This window comes from Rhizobium sp. LjRoot98 (assembly GCF_964252935.1).
GTDB lineage: Bacteria > Pseudomonadota > Alphaproteobacteria > Rhizobiales > Rhizobiaceae > Pararhizobium.
In genome coordinates this window covers 616096-631927 of record NZ_CAXUPW020000001.1, presented here as the reverse complement: position 1 = coordinate 631927, position 15832 = coordinate 616096, and the positions used below count along the sequence as shown (strand labels likewise).

Below are 15832 nucleotides of genomic sequence, written 5' to 3'. Positions count from 1 at the left end.
AAGCGTGCCAATCCCGATATCAGCTGCGGGGGCCAAAGCTGGTGAGATACCATTGGCCATTGCCGAGCAGGCAGGTATTGCCGTCAAACTTGGCGATGCCCTGATAGGAATGGCGGGTGGTGGTGAACCGGCGGCAGGTGGTGCCGTTCACCTGTTCCTCGGAGATGCTGCTGATCACACCGGTGCTGCCCGAACTGGAGTTCGCCCAGGGAATGGGGTTTCCGGCAATCCGTGTCACATCGGCTGACGACACCGCATTTTTGACGGTGAGTGCGTCGGAATTGTCTTCGTCACTCCGGACGGAGGGCACGGAATTTGTCGAGACGGTTCGGTCGACCTCGGGTGTTCCGGAAAAATCGAGACCGCCAAGGCATCCCGAAAGAATGGTCGCGGCCAGGCACACTGCGGCAATGCCGCTCAACCGGGATAAACCCTTTGTGTCCTTGATCCACTTTGCTATGTCTTGCAACGGCATACCTGTCAGACTGGAAAGAGCGGCTTCAAGGTCCTAAGACGCAACGTGCAAGCTCTGACATTTTTCGTTCGGCGGGCGGAAACTGCGTTCGCGCCACACATTACGGCATTGGATGGCAATATGAGTGAGACTGGGTTAACAACTGGTGACTTCACGCAAGAGAATGAGCCCTTTTCCCTTTTTGGCACGTGGCTGAAAGAGGCGCAGGCCGCAGAAATCAACGATCCCAATGCCTTGGCACTGGCGACGGTAGATGCAGATGGCCTGCCGGATGTGCGTATGGTGCTGCTGAAGGATTTCGACGAGCGCGGCTTCGTCTTCTACACCAATTTCGAAAGCCACAAGGGCCAGGAAATTCTTGGCAGCATGAAGGCTGCGATGTGCTTTCACTGGAAAACGCTGCGCCGCCAAGTGCGCGTGCGCGGCCCGGTGGAGATCGTCAGCAATGAAGAGGCCGACGAATATTACAAGACCCGTGCGCGCGGCAGCCGGATCGGCGCCTGGGCGTCAAAACAGTCGCGGCCGCTGGAAAGCCGGTTTGCGCTGGAAAAGGCCGTTGCCGAATATACGCTGAAATATGCCATCGGCGAGATTCCGCGCCCCGATCACTGGTCGGGTTTCCGCATCAAGCCGACGTCGATCGAGTTCTGGAAGGATGGCGCTTTTCGCCTGCACGACCGGATCGAGTTCCGCCGCGATGCGCCGGAAGGCGATTGGTCGAAGGTGCGCATGTATCCCTGATCGAAGGTGCTCAGCGCGCGCCCATCAACCTGAAGGCAATGCCCGAGGCAAGCGCGCTGACATATCCAGCCTTTTGAAAATGACCGTTCAGCGAAATGCGAGGCAGAGCGGCGGTGTTGACCGCATTGGACAGCGTTCCTGGCTGCGTCGTCACGGCGGTGCTGAAGCCAAGACCGGCGGCCAAACGGTGATCGCGGGCCGAGACGGCGGTGGCAAAGCCATAGGGATAGGCAAGCGATGTCGGCCGGCGTCCGGTGATTTGTTCCACCCTGCGGGCCGAAAGGTCCATTTCAGCGCTTGCCGTTTCGTCGCTGAGGCGTGTGACCGAACGATGGCTGATCGTGTGCGCGCCAAGGCTGGCGAGCGGGTTTTCGATCAGTGTTTTGAGGCCTGCCTCGTCCAGCGTCAAAGCAGTGGTGATCCCTATGGCATCGATGCCGGATGCCTGCGCTATCCGGTTCAGCCGGTCGATCGCCGTGGCTTCGTCGATAGAATGCAGGAAGGCGGCAAACCGGTCGAAGGTGCTCTGCTTCTGCGGCAGGCTGCCAAGCGGCAGGGTTTCGTCACCTGCACCGAAATCGAAGGTCAGGCTTGACTGCTGTTCCAGAAGATCGGCAAGCGTTTCCCACCAGAGCGTATGGGTGCGATCGATGAAGCCGCCGGCAACAAATACCGTGAAGGGTACACTGTGTCTGGAAAACACCGGCGCGGCATGGTCGAGATTGTTGCGATAGCCGTCATCCAGCGTGAAAACGGCAGCCGGTTGGGGATCCTTCGAGGCAAGATGGGCAGCCAGCGCATCGAGGGCAATAAACCGGTAGCCATCGCGTTTCAATGTCGAGATCGCTGTATCCAGAAATTCCGGGGTGATCTCCAGATGGGCGTTGGGATCAAAGGTGCGAGGCCGTTTCGGGCGAACATGATGCAGCGTGAAGATCGCGCCGCGACCGCGCGCCTGCCGCATCAGCCCGCCAGCATGCAGCAACCCGGCAACGGTCAAGCCACCCGTAATGGCCGTGCGTTTGACGGCTTGTCGCAGCATGTTTTTCAAGTGCATCCCCTAGCGCAAAATCGACCGCGACATTAGCCATCCTGGCGTTAACACCGGCTGAATGGCAGATTGGGCAACGAAAAGGCGGATCGCTTTCGCGGCCCGCCTTATAATATTATTCCAATGGTTGTTGGCAGTTAACGCGGCAACACCCCATCGACTTCATCACGCTGGCGGCCGCCGAGTGCCGCACCGACTGCGGCGACAAAGCCACCGATCAACAGGGACAGCGCGCCAAACAGCGCGACGGATGCGCTGGCCTTGCGTGCCGTCTCGGCCGCTTCCGTCGCAGCCACCTTGGCTTCATCGACGCTTTTCAAAACGGCATCGACGCGGGCCTTGGCATCCGGTTCCGACAAGCCCGTTTTGGCAGCAACGAGCTGATCGAGGTAAGTTCGGTCACCGGTCGACATTTCGCCGTTGGCAGCGCTGGTGAGGAGGATACGGGACACCTGACCTGCCGTATCGTCCGCCCCCGCGCCAGCCTGTGCTGCAGCAGGTGTGGCCGGGCGCAGCAGGTTATCGACAAAGTAGGACGTCGCATTGCTGCCCGCATCTGACGAGGCTGCCGCGGCACCCGCCGCTGTCGCGCCTGCTGTCACCGTCGCCGTGGCCTGCACACCAGTGCCGACTGCGGATGATACAGCTGAACCCAATGCACCGGCGACGATCAACGTTGCGAGCGCCCAGGCGAGCACACCATGGGCTGTGTCGCGAAAGAACACCTCGTCGCGGTTAACGCCGGTCCATTTCGTCCGCAGGCGGCCGGCAATATATCCGCCGAATGCGGCAGAGGCCCATTGCACGACGATGAACCAGATCGCCGCGGTGACGGCAAAGGTTGTCAAGGATGCGCCCTGTGACGAAAAGGGGGAGGCCATGCTCAGCCCGATGCCGGAGCCGAGCAGCGAGAGAACGATCGTAATCGCCGCCGCCGCCACGGCACCTGCGATGATCGCGCCCCAGCTGACGGCGGAATCCGAGGATTCGATGGTGGTGCCTGACGGTACCGTTGAAACCGGGATTGTCATCGCGCCACCTATCGGAAGAAGAGGGCGAGTAGGATGATAATGGGGATCGGAACCCCCAGCAGCCAGAGTAGAATTCCGCGTCCCATGATGTAACTCCCTTGCATTGAACCGGCCGCTTTTTCAAACGGTTATGCGGCGTGTCCGGTAAACGCGGGCAGGGGGGATTGGTTCCGTAACGGCCATGCCCGGTTACTGAGGTGCAGTGTTAGAGCGCCTGTTGCCTTTGGCCGGCCGGCCGGCGGCAACGTTAATTCTTCGTTTACCACTGCGATAAAAGTAGTGCCGGATAGGCGCATTCCGCCGCAAAGTTGCAGCAAAGACACGGCTCTGTCGCAAAATGACGCAAAACCGCGCCCGCTCAAGGGTGCCAGCGAATGGGGACCGGCATGACAACTTTTCGATGCCTGCTTTGGGCAATGTTTACTTTTGCCTTCGGACCGGCGGTGGCCTTTGCAGGCAGCGCCTCGATCATTCTCGATGCCCGCACGGGCAAGGTGCTGTCGGCGGAAAATCCCGACACGCTCAACCATCCAGCCTCGCTGACCAAGATGATGTCGCTCTACCTCACCTTCGAGGCGCTTCACCGCGGCACCATCAAATGGGACAGCCAAATCAAGGTGTCGAAGACGGCGGCGGCCAAACCACCGATGCGGCTGGGGCTCAAGGCGGGGATGAAGCTGACGGTACGCGAGGCGGTCCTCGGCATGATCGTGCGCTCGGGCAATGATGCGGCAGCCGCGATGGCAGAGAAGCTCGGTGGAACGGAAGCCAAATTCGCCCAGATGATGACGAAGAAGGCGCGCCAGCTCGGTATGAGCCGGACCGTCTTCATCAACGCGTCCGGCCTGCCGGCACGCGCCCAGGTGACGACGGCGCGCGACATGTCGACGCTCGCGATCGCACTGATGCGTGACTTTCCCAAGGAGTACAGGCTGTTTGCCACCGAGAGCTTTGTGTTCCGTGGCCGCAAGGTCCGCGGCCACAACAACCTGATGTACCGCTATGACGGCATGGACGGGATCAAGACCGGCTATACCAATGCCTCGGGTTTCAATCTCGTCAGCGCCGTCCGGGACGGCAATCGGCGGGTCATCGGCGTCGTGCTTGGCGGCCGCACTGCTCGAAGCCGCGACGACAAGATGGCTGCGTTGCTCGATCGCCATATCGGCAAGGCGTCGCGCACGGGCAGCCGTGCGCTGGTGGCTGCCGCAAAGACCCGCGGCCCTGTGGAGGTCGCCGCCCTCGGCGCGTCCGATGTGCCACTGCCTTTTGCGGCGCCGGAGCGCCGGAGCAGCGATGCGGTCGCCGCACTGATCGCCAGCTCGTCGTCGCATTCAGCAATCCCAGCCGAGCGCCCGGCGGCGATGAATGAGCTCGAAAACACCGCGGATGTTCTTCCGGCCGGTGCCTGGCAGATCCAGATTTCAGCAGCGCCGTCTCAAGAGGCAGCGCGTGCCCTGCTGGCGCAGGCGAGTGTTGCTGCAGGCCACACGCTGCAGTCAGCCTCGCCGTATACCGAGGCCGTCGGCAACGGTGCCGGCCGGGTCTATCGCGCCCGCTTCGTCGGTTTTTCCAGCCGGGAGGACGCTGCCGCTGCTTGCAGCAGGCTGAAACAGCGCTCGTATGACTGCATGCTGTTGCCGTCCCGCGGCTGAGGCGGGAAGGCGCCTGGCGGCCGCAGGGCCGTTCTTGGACGATCAGGCCTGCGTGCCGCCCACAGTCATGTCGTTCATGCGCAAATGCGGCTGGCCGACGCCGACAGGCACCCACTGGCCGCCCTTGCCGCAATTGCCCATGCCGGTATCGAGCTTCATGTCGTTACCGATCATGGTGATGCGCTGCATGGCGTCGGGCCCGTTACCGATCAACATCGCGCCCTTGACCGGCGCGCCGATCTTGCCGTTATCGATCAGATAAGCCTCGGTGCAGCCGAAGACGAACTTGCCGGAGGTGATATCCACCTGGCCGCCACCGAAGGAGACGGCATAGATGCCCTTCTTGACCGAGGCGATGATTTCTTCCGGGCTCTTGTCGCCGCCGAGCATGTAGGTGTTGGTCATGCGCGGCATCGGCACATGCGCATAGGATTCGCGCCGACCGTTGCCGGTCGCCTTCATGCCCATCAGCCGGGCGTTCTGGCGGTCCTGCATGTAACCAACCAACTTGCCGTCATCGATCAGGACGTTGTAGCCGGATGGCGTGCCTTCGTCGTCGATGGTCAGCGAACCGCGGCGGCTTTCGATCGTACCGTCATCAACGACGGTCACGCCCTTGGCCGCAACCGTCTGGCCCATCAGGCCGGCAAAGGCTGAGGTCTTCTTGCGATTGAAATCGCCTTCCAGTCCGTGACCGACCGCCTCATGCAGCATCACACCCGGCCATCCCGATGAGAGAACGACATCCATGGTGCCGGCCGGAGCATCGACGGCTTCGAGATTGACAAGCGCTTGCCGAAGAGCTTCGTCAGCGCCGCGCCGCCAGTTGTCCACGGTGACAAAATCGCCAAAACCGCGGCGGCCGCCGACACCGTAGGATCCGGCCTCCTGCCGGTCGCCTTCGCCGACGACGACGGAAATGTTGAGGCGCGTCATCGGCCGGATATCATGCATGCGTTCGCCATCGGCGCGCAGGATATCGACCACCTGCCAGCTGGCGGCGATCGAGGCGGTCACCTGCCGGACCTTGGGATCCTTGGCCCGCAGATAGACGTCGATTTCCTGCAGCAACGAAACCTTGGCCTCAAAACTCGGCTCACCGATCGGGTTTTCGTCGCCATAGAGTTTCTTGTTGGTGCGCTGCGGGGCTGCAGCATAGGTGCCGGAATAGCCGCGTGTGACGGCGCCGACCGCATCGGCTGCCCGTTTCAGCGCGGAGAGCGATAGATCGCCCGCATGCGCATAGCCGACCGCTTCGCCAGCCACCGCCCGCAGGCCAAACCCCTGGTCGGTATTGAAACTGCCGCCCTTCAGGCGGCCATTGTCGAAGGACAGCGATTCCGACTGGCTGTGTTCGATGAACAGTTCGCCATCATCAGCACCCGACAAGGTCTGCGCCAGAACTTCGCGAATGGCAGCCTCGTCGCTGTCGAACAGTTTGATGAGATCGGTGTTCATGGGCGAGGGCTCCAGATACGAAGGAATATGGTGCTTTATGTAGGGACAGGTGCGGTGAGGGGCAAGCGCAGATGTCAAGACGCTCCCGCCAGGAAGCATCGGTTTGCCAATGTGTGCAAAGGTCTGCGGTTTTTCTTCTCCCCGGCGGGGAGAAGGTGGCGCGTCGCGCCGGATGAGGGGAGCCACACAGGCGGTCCGTACTGTTGGCCCCTCATCGCCTCACTTACGTTCGGCACTTCTCCCCCGTTGGGGAGAAGTGGAAGGGAAACCGCTTACGGCAGCGCGTCGTAGCCTTCGCCAAAACCCTTCAAGTCGACCGGAATGCCGATGCCTTCTTCCGGAGACTGGAAGACGATGAAGGTTGCCTGTGCGCCGGACCGGAAGGTTTTCAAGAGCTCGTCTTCCAGAACCACTTCCGCATAGCAGCCGTCGGAGAAGCAGCGGACGAAATAGGCGCGGCCGATATCCTTGCCGTCTACATTCAGGCCAAGACCGTTTGGCAAGAGAACGCCGAGCGGGGCCAGAACGCGCAGGATTTTTGCCTTGCGGTCTGCGGTCTTGAGGACGACAACCGAAAGGCCGACCTCCGGCCGGTCCTCGGCAATAACGTTCTGCATCAGGGCGCACTGTTCGGCCGTTGCTCCTGCCGGCTGGTCGCAGACGATCGACCACGCGCCATGGTTCGACTTCACCGTGCCGGGTGTGCCTGGCTGTTGTGCTCCGGGTTGCTGGGCCGCCGCCGTATGGGAAAGAAGGGCGGCAGCTAGTCCGAACGCCGCGATCGGCAGCCGGGAAAGGAGGGACAGGCCCATGAAAACCTCAAACTTAAGAATCAGTCTGGCTATTCTTGAAGCGCGTAGCCGCAAATGAAAAGCCCCGCGCGGTACATTCCAGCCCGGTGTGGCGGAAATGGGGCTTCTAAACTGGACCAAAACGGCAAATCAGCCGCAAAACTCCGGTGTATGCGCGCCGGCGGAGTGCCGGTCGTCTCTTATGTATGGTATAGGGGGCGGGGAGAGTGGAGTAAATGTCGGGTGCCTCGGCGTGCTTTTGCGGCTGCCGGCATCTCTAAGGCCTGCGAGGCCTTAACAGTTTGTGTGAAAAGCGTCATTTGCGCAAAATGCCGCATGGGCTTGAATGGACAGATGTTGCGGCCATCATCAAACTGTGGTTTGAAGCGCTTCAGTATGGCTAAGGATTCTGCGTTACGGTTTGATCCTGATCAAGCGCCCAGGGAGACACTATAGTGAAAAACAAGGCTTTTGCAGTTTTGGCATCGACTGCCTGTCTGCTCTTTGCTTCGAATGCTTTGGCTGACAAGCCGGTCGCATGGCAGACCAACTTTCAGACCGCAGCAACCGGAATCATGGAAGAAATTACATGGTTCGAGCATTACACGCTCTGGTTCATCATTCCGATCACGCTTTTTGTCCTGGCGCTGCTGATCTGGATCGTGGTCCGTTTCCGCGAAAGCAAGAATCCGGTTCCATCCAAGACCAGCCATAACACGGCAATCGAAATCGTCTGGACGCTCGGTCCGGTGATTGTTCTGTTGTTTCTGGCGATCCCATCCTTCCAGCTGCTGACTGCGCAGCTGACGCCGCCGGAAAATCCGGATATCACCCTGAAGGCGACCGGTAACCAGTGGTATTGGTCCTACGAATACGAAGTCGGCGAAACCCCGCTCTCCTTCGACAGCCTGATGATGAAGGAAGAAGACCGCGCCTCGCTCGGCAAGGAAGACAAGCACGAATATCCGCGTCTTCTCGCCGTCGACAACGAGGTCGTCGTTCCCGTTGGCAAGACGGTTCGCGTTCTGGTCACCGCTGCCGACGTCATCCACGCCTTCGCCATGCCGGCCTTCGGTGTGAAGATCGACGCTGTTCCTGGCCGTCTCAACGAAACCTGGTTCAAGGCTGAGCGCGAAGGTCTCTACTACGGCCAGTGTTCCGAGCTCTGCGGCAAGGATCACGCCTATATGCCGATCGCCATCCGGGTCGTCAGCGAAGACAAGTACAACACTTGGCTCGCTGCCGCCGCCACCAATGTTGGTGAGGCGAACAAGGCACTCATGGCTTCCATCGACGGCGCGGCTAAGACCGTAGACGTCGCTGAAAACGCCGCACAGTAATTCGAAGGGGAGCTCGACCCAATGGCCGGAACAACCGCGCAACACGATCACCTTCATGACCATGCCCACGATCACGGGCACGACCATGACCACGCACACAAGCCGCTGACCTTCTTTCAGCGCTGGTTCCTCTCGACCAACCACAAGGATATCGGCACGCTCTACCTGATCTTCGCGATTTTCGCGGGCATCATCGGCGGCACGCTGTCGGTCTTCATGCGCGCCGAGCTGCAGGAGCCGGGCATCCAGATCTTCCACGGTCTGGCGCAGATGGTTTACGGCTTCGAAGGCGATGCTGCCATCGATGGCGGCAAGCAGATGTTCAACGTCTTCACGACAGCACATGCTCTGATCATGATCTTCTTCATGGTCATGCCCGCGCTGATCGGCGGCTTTGCCAACTGGATGGTTCCGATCATGATCGGCGCGCCGGACATGGCGTTCCCGCGCATGAACAACATCTCCTTCTGGCTGATCATCCCGGCCTTCCTGCTGGTTCTGCTCTCGATGTTCGTCGAAGGTCCTGCAGGCGGTTATGGCGCGGGTGGCGGTTGGACGATCTATCCACCGTTCTCGACATCGGGTCAGCCGGGGCCTGCCATGGACCTTGTGATCCTGGGCCTGCACATTGCCGGTGCCTCGTCGATCCTCGGTGCGATCAACTTCATCACCACGATCCTCAACATGCGCGCTCCGGGCATGACGCTGCACAAGATGCCGCTGTTTGCCTGGTCCGTTCTGATCACTGCCTTCCTGCTGCTTCTGTCGCTGCCGGTTCTGGCAGGCGGCATCACCATGCTGCTCACCGACCGCAACTTCGGCACGGCCTTCTTCGCGCCTGAAGGCGGCGGCGACCCAATCCTGTTCCAGCACCTGTTCTGGTTCTTCGGTCACCCGGAAGTGTACATCCTGATCCTGCCCGGTTTCGGCATCGTCAGCCACATCGTCTCGACCTTCTCGCGCAAGCCGATCTTCGGTTACCTCGGCATGGCCTATGCCATGGTTGCGATCGGCGCCGTCGGCTTCATCGTCTGGGCGCACCACATGTACACCGTTGGCATGTCGCTCGACACGCAGCGCTACTTCGTCTTCGCCACGATGGTTATCGCGGTTCCGACCGGCGTGAAGATCTTCTCCTGGATCGCGACGATGTGGGGTGGTTCGATCCGCTTCACCACGCCGATGGTCTGGGCGATCGGCTTCATCTTCCTGTTCACCGTGGGCGGCGTCACCGGCGTTCAGCTCGCCAATGCCGGCCTCGACCGTTCGCTGCACGACACCTATTACGTGGTTGCCCACTTCCACTACGTTCTGTCGCTCGGCGCCGTGTTCGCGATCTTCGCCGGCTGGTACTACTGGTTCCCGAAGATGACCGGCTACATGTATTCGGAATTCGTCGGCAAGCTGCACTTCTGGGTCATGTTCATCGGCGTCAACCTGGTGTTCTTCCCGCAGCACTTCCTCGGCCTTGCCGGTATGCCGCGCCGTTACATCGACTATCCGGATGCCTATGCAGGCTGGAATGCCGTGTCGTCCTACGGTTCGTACATCTCGGCCTTTGCCGTGCTGATCTTCCTGTTCGGCGTCTTCGAAGCCTTCTCCAAGAAGCGCGTTGCCGGCAACAACCCATGGGGCGAGGGCGCAAACACGCTCGAATGGCAGCTCACATCGCCGCCGCCATTCCACCAGTGGGAACAGCTGCCGCGCATCAAGTAAGCGTCGCAATCGATCCGAAGCCGCCGGAAACGGCGGCTTCGTTCAACGTCGGGCCGAAGCCGCCCGCAAAGGCGGCTTCTCTCAACGCCGGGTATGCCCGGCAACACGGCGCATGGATGCGCCGGATAAATCCAAGGACTGGACATGCGGGTTATCGACAATCACGAAGCAAGCGGCACGGAAGGCGTCGTTCGTCTCTCTGAAGCCTCTGCGCGCGATTACTTCGAGCTGCTGAAGCCGCGCGTTATGTCGCTGGTGGTGTTTACGGGCCTCGCCGGCATGGTGATGGCACCCGGGCACATCAACCCTTTCATCGGTTTCATTGCGATACTCTGTATCGCCGTGGGTGCTGGAGCTTCCGGTGCCCTCAACATGTGGTACGACGCGGATATCGACGCGATCATGACCCGCACGGCAAAGCGGCCGATCCCGGCTGGCAAGATCACGGCGCAGGAAGCGCTGTCGTTCGGATTGACGCTGTCGGCTTTCTCGGTCTGCATCCTCGGCATCGTCGTCAACTGGCTGTCGGCCGGTCTGCTCGCCTTCACGATTTTCTTCTACGCCGTCATCTATACGATGTGGCTGAAGCGCTCGACGCCGCAGAACATCGTCATCGGCGGCGCGGCCGGCGCTTTCCCGCCGATGATCGGCTGGGCCTGCGTCACCAATGGCATCGCCGTCGAAAGCATCGTGCTTTTCCTGATTACCTTCCTGTGGACGCCGGCCCATTTTTGGGCGCTGGCTCTGTTCAAGATGCGCGATTATGAGGCGGTCGGCGTGCCGATGCTGCCGAATGTCTCGGGCGAGGCGACCACCAAGACGCAGATTGTCATCTATGCCGTCCTGACCGCGATCATCGGCGTCGTGCCGACGATCCTCGGTTTCTCAAGCTACTATTACGGCGCTTTTGCCGCAGCGCTGGGCCTCGGCTTCATCTGGTATTCTATCGGCGTCCATCGCATGCCGGAGGGTGACGAGAAGATGATCCCTGCCAAGAAGCTGTTTGCGTTCTCGATCCTCTATCTCTTCGCGATCTTCTCCGCGCTGATGGTCGATCATCTGATTGCCACGCTGTGGCTCACTGCCGGAAAGGTTGCCTGATGGAACTCGTGACACTCACGGACGCCCAGAAGAAGTCGCGCCGCGGCCGTAATATCGCGCTTTGTGCCGTTCTCTTCGGTCTCGTTGCCATTTTCTATGTCGTGACGCTGATCAAGTTCAGCAACGGCATGGTCCAGTAAGGAGCGATCATGGCACCGATCAAAACGCCAGAACAGAAGAAGGAACGGGCAAACGGCGTCATCGTGGCGTCCTGTCTCGCCTTCGTCGTCGGCATGACCGGCATGGCCTATGCCGCCGTGCCGCTCTACGACATGTTCTGCCGGGTAACCGGCTATAACGGCACGACCAAGCGGGTCGAGCAGGCTTCCGATGTTATCCTCGACAAGAAGATCAAGGTGACGTTCGATGCCAATATCGCATCCGACCTGCCCTGGAGCTTCAAGCCGGTGCAGCGTGAGATCGAACTGAAGATCGGCGAAACCGTGCAGATCGAGTTCGAAGCAACCAACATGGCGAAAACGGCGACGACCGGTCAGGCGGTCTTCAACGTGACGCCAATGGCGGCTGGCGCCTATTTCAACAAGGTCGAGTGCTTCTGCTTTACCGAGACGACATTGCAGCCGGGGGAAGACATGAAGATGCCGGTGGTGTTCTTCGTCGATCCGGAAATCGTCAAGGCGGTCGAGACCAAGGGGATCAACACACTGACCTTGTCCTACACGTTCTACGCCCGCGAACCATCAAAGCCGGTCGCGGCGCTGACGGGAAAGCCTGCTGAAACTGACAACAAACTTTGACAGATCACAGTTTTCGGCTAAGCCGGAAATGACGACATGAGAAAGACTTATCGGGGATAGTCCACATGGCCGATGCGCACCAGAAAAACCACGACTACCACATTATTGATCCGAGCCCATGGCCGCTGCTTGCCTCGATCGGCGCCTTCGTCATGGCCTTCGGCGGTGTCGGCTATATGCGATACCTGTCGGGCGGCACGCTGCACCTGTTCGGTCTCGACTGGGCGCATCCGTGGTTCTTCTTCATCGGTCTCGCCGTCGTTCTCTACACGATGTACGGCTGGTGGTCGGATACCATCAAGGAAGCGCATGAGGGCCATCATACCCGCGTCGTGTCGCTGCATCTGCGCTATGGCATGATCATGTTCATCGCTTCGGAAGTGATGTTCTTCGTCGCCTGGTTCTGGGCCTATTTCGATGCCAGCCTGTTCCCGGGCGAAGCGATCCAGGCAACCCGCGCCGCGTTCACCGGCGGTGTCTGGCCGCCGAAGGGCATCGAGGTTCTCGATCCGTGGCACCTGCCGCTCTACAACACCGTTATCCTGCTGCTGTCCGGCACCACCGTCACCTGGGCACACCACGCGCTGCTGCACGGTGACCGCAAGGGCCTGATCAACGGCCTGACGCTGACCGTGCTGCTCGGCGCCCTGTTCTCCTATGTTCAGGTCTACGAATACATGCACGCTCCGTTCGCCTTCAAGGATTCGATCTACGGCGCGACCTTCTTCATGGCGACCGGTTTCCACGGCTTCCACGTCCTGGTCGGCACGATCTTCCTCCTGGTCTGCCTCATCCGCGCAGTGAAGGGCGACTTTACCCCGAAGCAGCATTTCGGCTTCGAAGCCGCCGCCTGGTACTGGCACTTCGTCGACGTGGTCTGGCTGTTCCTGTTCTTCTCGATCTACATCTGGGGTGGCTGGGGTGCCCCGGTCGCTCATATGTGATCGGGCTCTGAACCGAAAAATTGTGAAGGCGGGTGCATATGCGCCCGCCTTTTTCTTTGCCGGAACGACGGCGTGCCGATGGGCCCAAAGGTCGCGGTGGCCGATATATCGCTGCTGGTGCGAATGGGTTATGGAAAAGCAGCGCAAGAAGGAACACGACGACATGCACGCAGACAGCGCACATTTCCCGCCGGTCGAGCCGGTCAAGGCCGGGCTTAAAGGGCTTTGCCCGCGATGCGGTCAGGGTAAGCTGTTCGACGGATTTTTGACGATGAAACCGTCCTGCGCCAACTGCGGTCTTGATTATGGTTTTGCCGATGCGGGCGATGGTCCGGTGGTCTTTGTCATCCTGATTGTCGGTTTCATCGTGGTTGGGGCGGCACTCTGGATGGAGGTCAATATCAATCCACCGCTCTGGGTGCATTTCCTGTTGTGGATACCGCTCGCCATCGCCTTCAGCCTGGTTCTCATGCGCATGCTCAAGGGCGTTCTGATCAATGTGCAATTCCGCAACAATGCACGCCAGGGCGAGATCGATCGTGGCTGATACGGTATCGGATAAAAAGCGCGGCGGGCTGGTTGGCCGCGTCGTCGGCATCGTTTTGGTTCTCATCGCGCTCGCGATCCTTCTGGGCCTCGGCACATGGCAGATGGAACGGCTGGCCTGGAAGGAAGGGCTGTTGGCATCGATCGCCGAACGCCGCGCCGCGCCGCCTGCCGATTTGGCTGCCATCGAGGCTCTGGCAAAGGCGGGGGAGGATGTCGACTATCGCACCGTGCGCGTCACCGGCATCTATCTCAACAACAAGGAACGGCATTTCTTCGCCACCTATGGCGGCCGCACCGGCTATTACGTCTACACGCCCCTGCAACTGGCCGACGGCCAGATCGTCCTTGTCAACCGCGGCTTCGTCACCTTCGAAGCCAAAGAGCCGGAAATGCGCAAGCTGGGCCAGTTGACCGATGAGCAGACCGTTACCGGGCTTTCCCGCGCCAAGCTGCTGCAAAAGCCATCCTGGGCGGTACCAGACAACGATATCGCCAAGAACATCTTCTATTGGAAGGACCTCGATGTCATGGCCTCGAGCGTTGGCCTTGATCCGGCAAAGGTCGTGCCCTTCTTCATCGATGCCGACGCAACGTCACATGAGGGCGGCATGCCGATTGGTGGCGTGACGCAGTTCGACCTGCCGAACAGCCATCTGCAATACGCGATGACCTGGTACGGACTGGCTGCCGCACTGGTCGTCATCAGCGGGATTTTCATCTTTCGCAGAAAGCCATAGGGTCGGCGCAATAGCATTCTTGGGGACATCGAATGGCCATTCTCGCAAACATCCTGATCGCCCTGACGGCTCTGATGCATATCGGTTTTCTGGTGCTCGAAATGTTTCTCTGGACTGGACCACAGGGGCGGAAAGTGTTCCGGATGACGCCGGAACAGGCTGAAGCAACCAAGGCTCTGGCGGCCAATCAGGGGCTCTATAATGGCTTCCTCGCGGCTGGACTTGTCTGGTCGCTGATCGCCTCTCCACCGGAATTTGCATTCCAGTTGAAGCTGTTCTTCCTTGTGTGCGTGATCGTTGCCGCTATATATGGCGCATGGTCGGTCAAGCCGCGCATCCTTCTGGTGCAGGGCGGCCCGGCAATTCTCGCCCTCGTGTTTACTCTACTGGCATTCTGATAAATGGCGGCTTCCCTTCCAGCAAAGATCCCGATCACCCTGCGCCTCTGCGGCCCGCGCGGCTTTTGCGCCGGTGTCGACCGGGCGATCCAGATCGTCGTTCTGGCGCTGAAGGAATATGGCGCCCCGGTCTATGTCCGCCACGAGATCGTCCACAATCGCTATGTCGTCGAAGGGCTCGAGGCCAAAGGCGCGATCTTCGTCGAAGAATTGGATGAGATCCCGCCGGAGCACCGCAAGCAGCCGGTGGTCTTCTCGGCTCATGGCGTGCCGAAATCCGTGCCTGCCGATGCCACCGAGCGTAACCTGTTTTACCTCGACGCGACATGCCCGCTGGTCTCCAAGGTGCACAAGCAGGCGATGCGCCACCAGAAGCTCGGCCGTCATGTCGTGCTGATCGGCCATGCCGGGCATCCGGAGGTCATCGGCACGATGGGACAATTGCCCGAAGGCGCGGTGTCGCTGGTCGAGACGGTCGAGGACGCCGAAACCTACATGCCGCCGGACACGGAAAACCTTGGCTTCGTCACCCAGACGACGCTGTCGGTCGATGATACCGCCGGTGTCATCAAGCGGCTGCACGAACGCTTCCCGAACCTGACGGCGCCTGCCGCCGATTCGATCTGCTATGCGACGACCAACCGTCAGGAAGCCGTGAAACAGGCAGCGCCCGGCTGTGACCATTTCATCATCGTCGGTGCTCCCAATTCGTCGAACTCCAAGCGTCTGGTCGAAGTGGCGCTGCGGGCCGGTGCAAAAAAATCGGTGCTGGTCCAGCGCGCGTCGGAAATCGACTGGGATGATTTCGCCGATATCTCTACGGTTGGCCTGTCGGCCGGTGCGTCGGCGCCGGAGGTCATCGTCAACGAGATCATCGAGGCTTTTCGCGCGCGTTATGATGCCGCCGTGGAGCTTGCCGATACGGTCGAGGAAACCGAAAACTTCCTCGTCAACCGCGAACTCCGCCATGTGCCGCTGACGACGCAGGACATGGCATTCGTGAACGGCGATTGAAACGCGCTGCACCTCCCAGTTTCCCCGCGCTCAGCCGGGTGCGATAGAATAACAAATCCCGAAAAAGAGTGGA

The 15832-nt window shown here is 60.3% G+C and carries 17 protein-coding genes; 12 read left to right on the top strand and 5 right to left on the bottom strand.

The window, feature by feature from the left end:
• Positions 1–19 precede the first annotated feature (19 nt).
• Positions 20–469, bottom strand: coding sequence for an RT0821/Lpp0805 family surface protein (locus ACSQ3J_RS03170; RefSeq protein ID WP_060504894.1), 450 nt, complete (start codon positions 467–469; stop codon positions 20–22).
• Between the two features lie 126 nt (positions 470–595).
• On the opposite strand from ACSQ3J_RS03170, the gene pdxH reads away from it, so the two are divergent.
• Positions 596–1216, top strand: coding sequence for a pyridoxamine 5'-phosphate oxidase (gene pdxH / locus ACSQ3J_RS03165; protein WP_060504895.1), 621 nt, complete (start codon positions 596–598; stop codon positions 1214–1216).
• Positions 1217–1226: 10 nt separating this feature from the next.
• On the opposite strand, the gene ACSQ3J_RS03160 is transcribed toward pdxH, so the two are convergent.
• Together ACSQ3J_RS03160 and ACSQ3J_RS03155 are read right to left on the bottom strand one after the other, a co-directional pair.
• Entirely contained in the window at positions 1227–2258 is a 1032-nt protein-coding gene (locus ACSQ3J_RS03160; RefSeq protein ID WP_112834553.1) for a polysaccharide deacetylase family protein, read from the bottom strand.
• Positions 2259–2404: 146 nt separating this feature from the next.
• On the bottom strand, positions 2405–3298 hold the full coding sequence (locus ACSQ3J_RS03155) for a hypothetical protein (RefSeq protein WP_060504850.1): 894 nt from the start codon (positions 3296–3298) through the stop codon (positions 2405–2407).
• Between the two features lie 386 nt (positions 3299–3684).
• On the opposite strand from ACSQ3J_RS03155, the gene ACSQ3J_RS03150 reads away from it, so the two are divergent.
• Positions 3685–4953: a D-alanyl-D-alanine carboxypeptidase gene (locus tag ACSQ3J_RS03150; protein WP_060504897.1), complete on the top strand. Its 1269-nt coding sequence runs from the start codon at positions 3685–3687 to the stop codon at positions 4951–4953.
• A 42-nt stretch (positions 4954–4995) separates the two neighbouring features.
• Here ACSQ3J_RS03150 and tldD read toward each other — a convergent pair whose 3' ends face one another.
• Together tldD and ACSQ3J_RS03140 are read right to left on the bottom strand one after the other, a co-directional pair.
• Positions 4996–6411 carry a metalloprotease TldD gene (gene tldD / locus ACSQ3J_RS03145; RefSeq protein WP_060504851.1) on the bottom strand — a complete coding sequence of 472 codons (1416 nt, stop codon included), beginning with the start codon at positions 6409–6411 and terminating at the stop codon, positions 4996–4998.
• 272 nt (positions 6412–6683) lie between these two features.
• Positions 6684–7223: an invasion associated locus B family protein gene (locus ACSQ3J_RS03140; RefSeq protein WP_037106408.1), complete on the bottom strand. Its 540-nt coding sequence runs from the start codon at positions 7221–7223 to the stop codon at positions 6684–6686.
• Positions 7224–7657: 434 nt separating this feature from the next.
• Here ACSQ3J_RS03140 and coxB point away from each other — a divergent pair, with 434 nt between their 5' ends.
• From coxB to ispH, 10 genes are all read left to right on the top strand, one after another.
• Entirely contained in the window at positions 7658–8542 is an 885-nt protein-coding gene (gene coxB, locus ACSQ3J_RS03135) for a cytochrome c oxidase subunit II (RefSeq protein WP_060504852.1), read from the top strand.
• Between the two features lie 21 nt (positions 8543–8563).
• Positions 8564–10258, top strand: coding sequence for a cytochrome c oxidase subunit I (gene ctaD / locus ACSQ3J_RS03130; protein ID WP_060504853.1), 1695 nt, complete (start codon positions 8564–8566; stop codon positions 10256–10258).
• A gap of 144 nt (positions 10259–10402) precedes the next feature.
• Entirely contained in the window at positions 10403–11359 is a 957-nt protein-coding gene (locus tag ACSQ3J_RS03125) for a heme o synthase (protein WP_060504854.1), read from the top strand.
• Entirely contained in the window at positions 11359–11499 is a 141-nt protein-coding gene (locus ACSQ3J_RS03120) for a hypothetical protein (protein ID WP_060504855.1), read from the top strand. The genes ACSQ3J_RS03125 and ACSQ3J_RS03120 overlap by 1 nt, the downstream gene beginning before the upstream one ends.
• Positions 11500–11508: 9 nt before the next feature.
• A complete protein-coding gene (locus tag ACSQ3J_RS03115; protein ID WP_060504856.1) occupies positions 11509–12117 on the top strand; it encodes a cytochrome c oxidase assembly protein in 609 nt (202 codons plus the stop codon).
• 65 nt (positions 12118–12182) lie between these two features.
• A complete protein-coding gene (locus ACSQ3J_RS03110; RefSeq protein WP_060504857.1) occupies positions 12183–13061 on the top strand; it encodes a cytochrome c oxidase subunit 3 in 879 nt (292 codons plus the stop codon).
• A 163-nt stretch (positions 13062–13224) separates the two neighbouring features.
• On the top strand, positions 13225–13608 hold the full coding sequence (locus tag ACSQ3J_RS03105) for a DUF983 domain-containing protein (protein WP_060504898.1): 384 nt from the start codon (positions 13225–13227) through the stop codon (positions 13606–13608).
• Positions 13577–14347: an SURF1 family protein gene (locus ACSQ3J_RS03100; RefSeq protein WP_082512173.1), complete on the top strand. Its 771-nt coding sequence runs from the start codon at positions 13577–13579 to the stop codon at positions 14345–14347. The genes ACSQ3J_RS03105 and ACSQ3J_RS03100 overlap by 32 nt, the downstream gene beginning before the upstream one ends.
• 32 nt (positions 14348–14379) lie before the next feature.
• Positions 14380–14745: a DUF1304 domain-containing protein gene (locus tag ACSQ3J_RS03095; RefSeq protein ID WP_060504858.1), complete on the top strand. Its 366-nt coding sequence runs from the start codon at positions 14380–14382 to the stop codon at positions 14743–14745.
• Positions 14746–14748: 3 nt separating this feature from the next.
• A complete protein-coding gene (gene ispH, locus ACSQ3J_RS03090; RefSeq protein WP_060504859.1) occupies positions 14749–15759 on the top strand; it encodes a 4-hydroxy-3-methylbut-2-enyl diphosphate reductase in 1011 nt (336 codons plus the stop codon).
• Positions 15760–15832 lie beyond the last annotated feature (73 nt).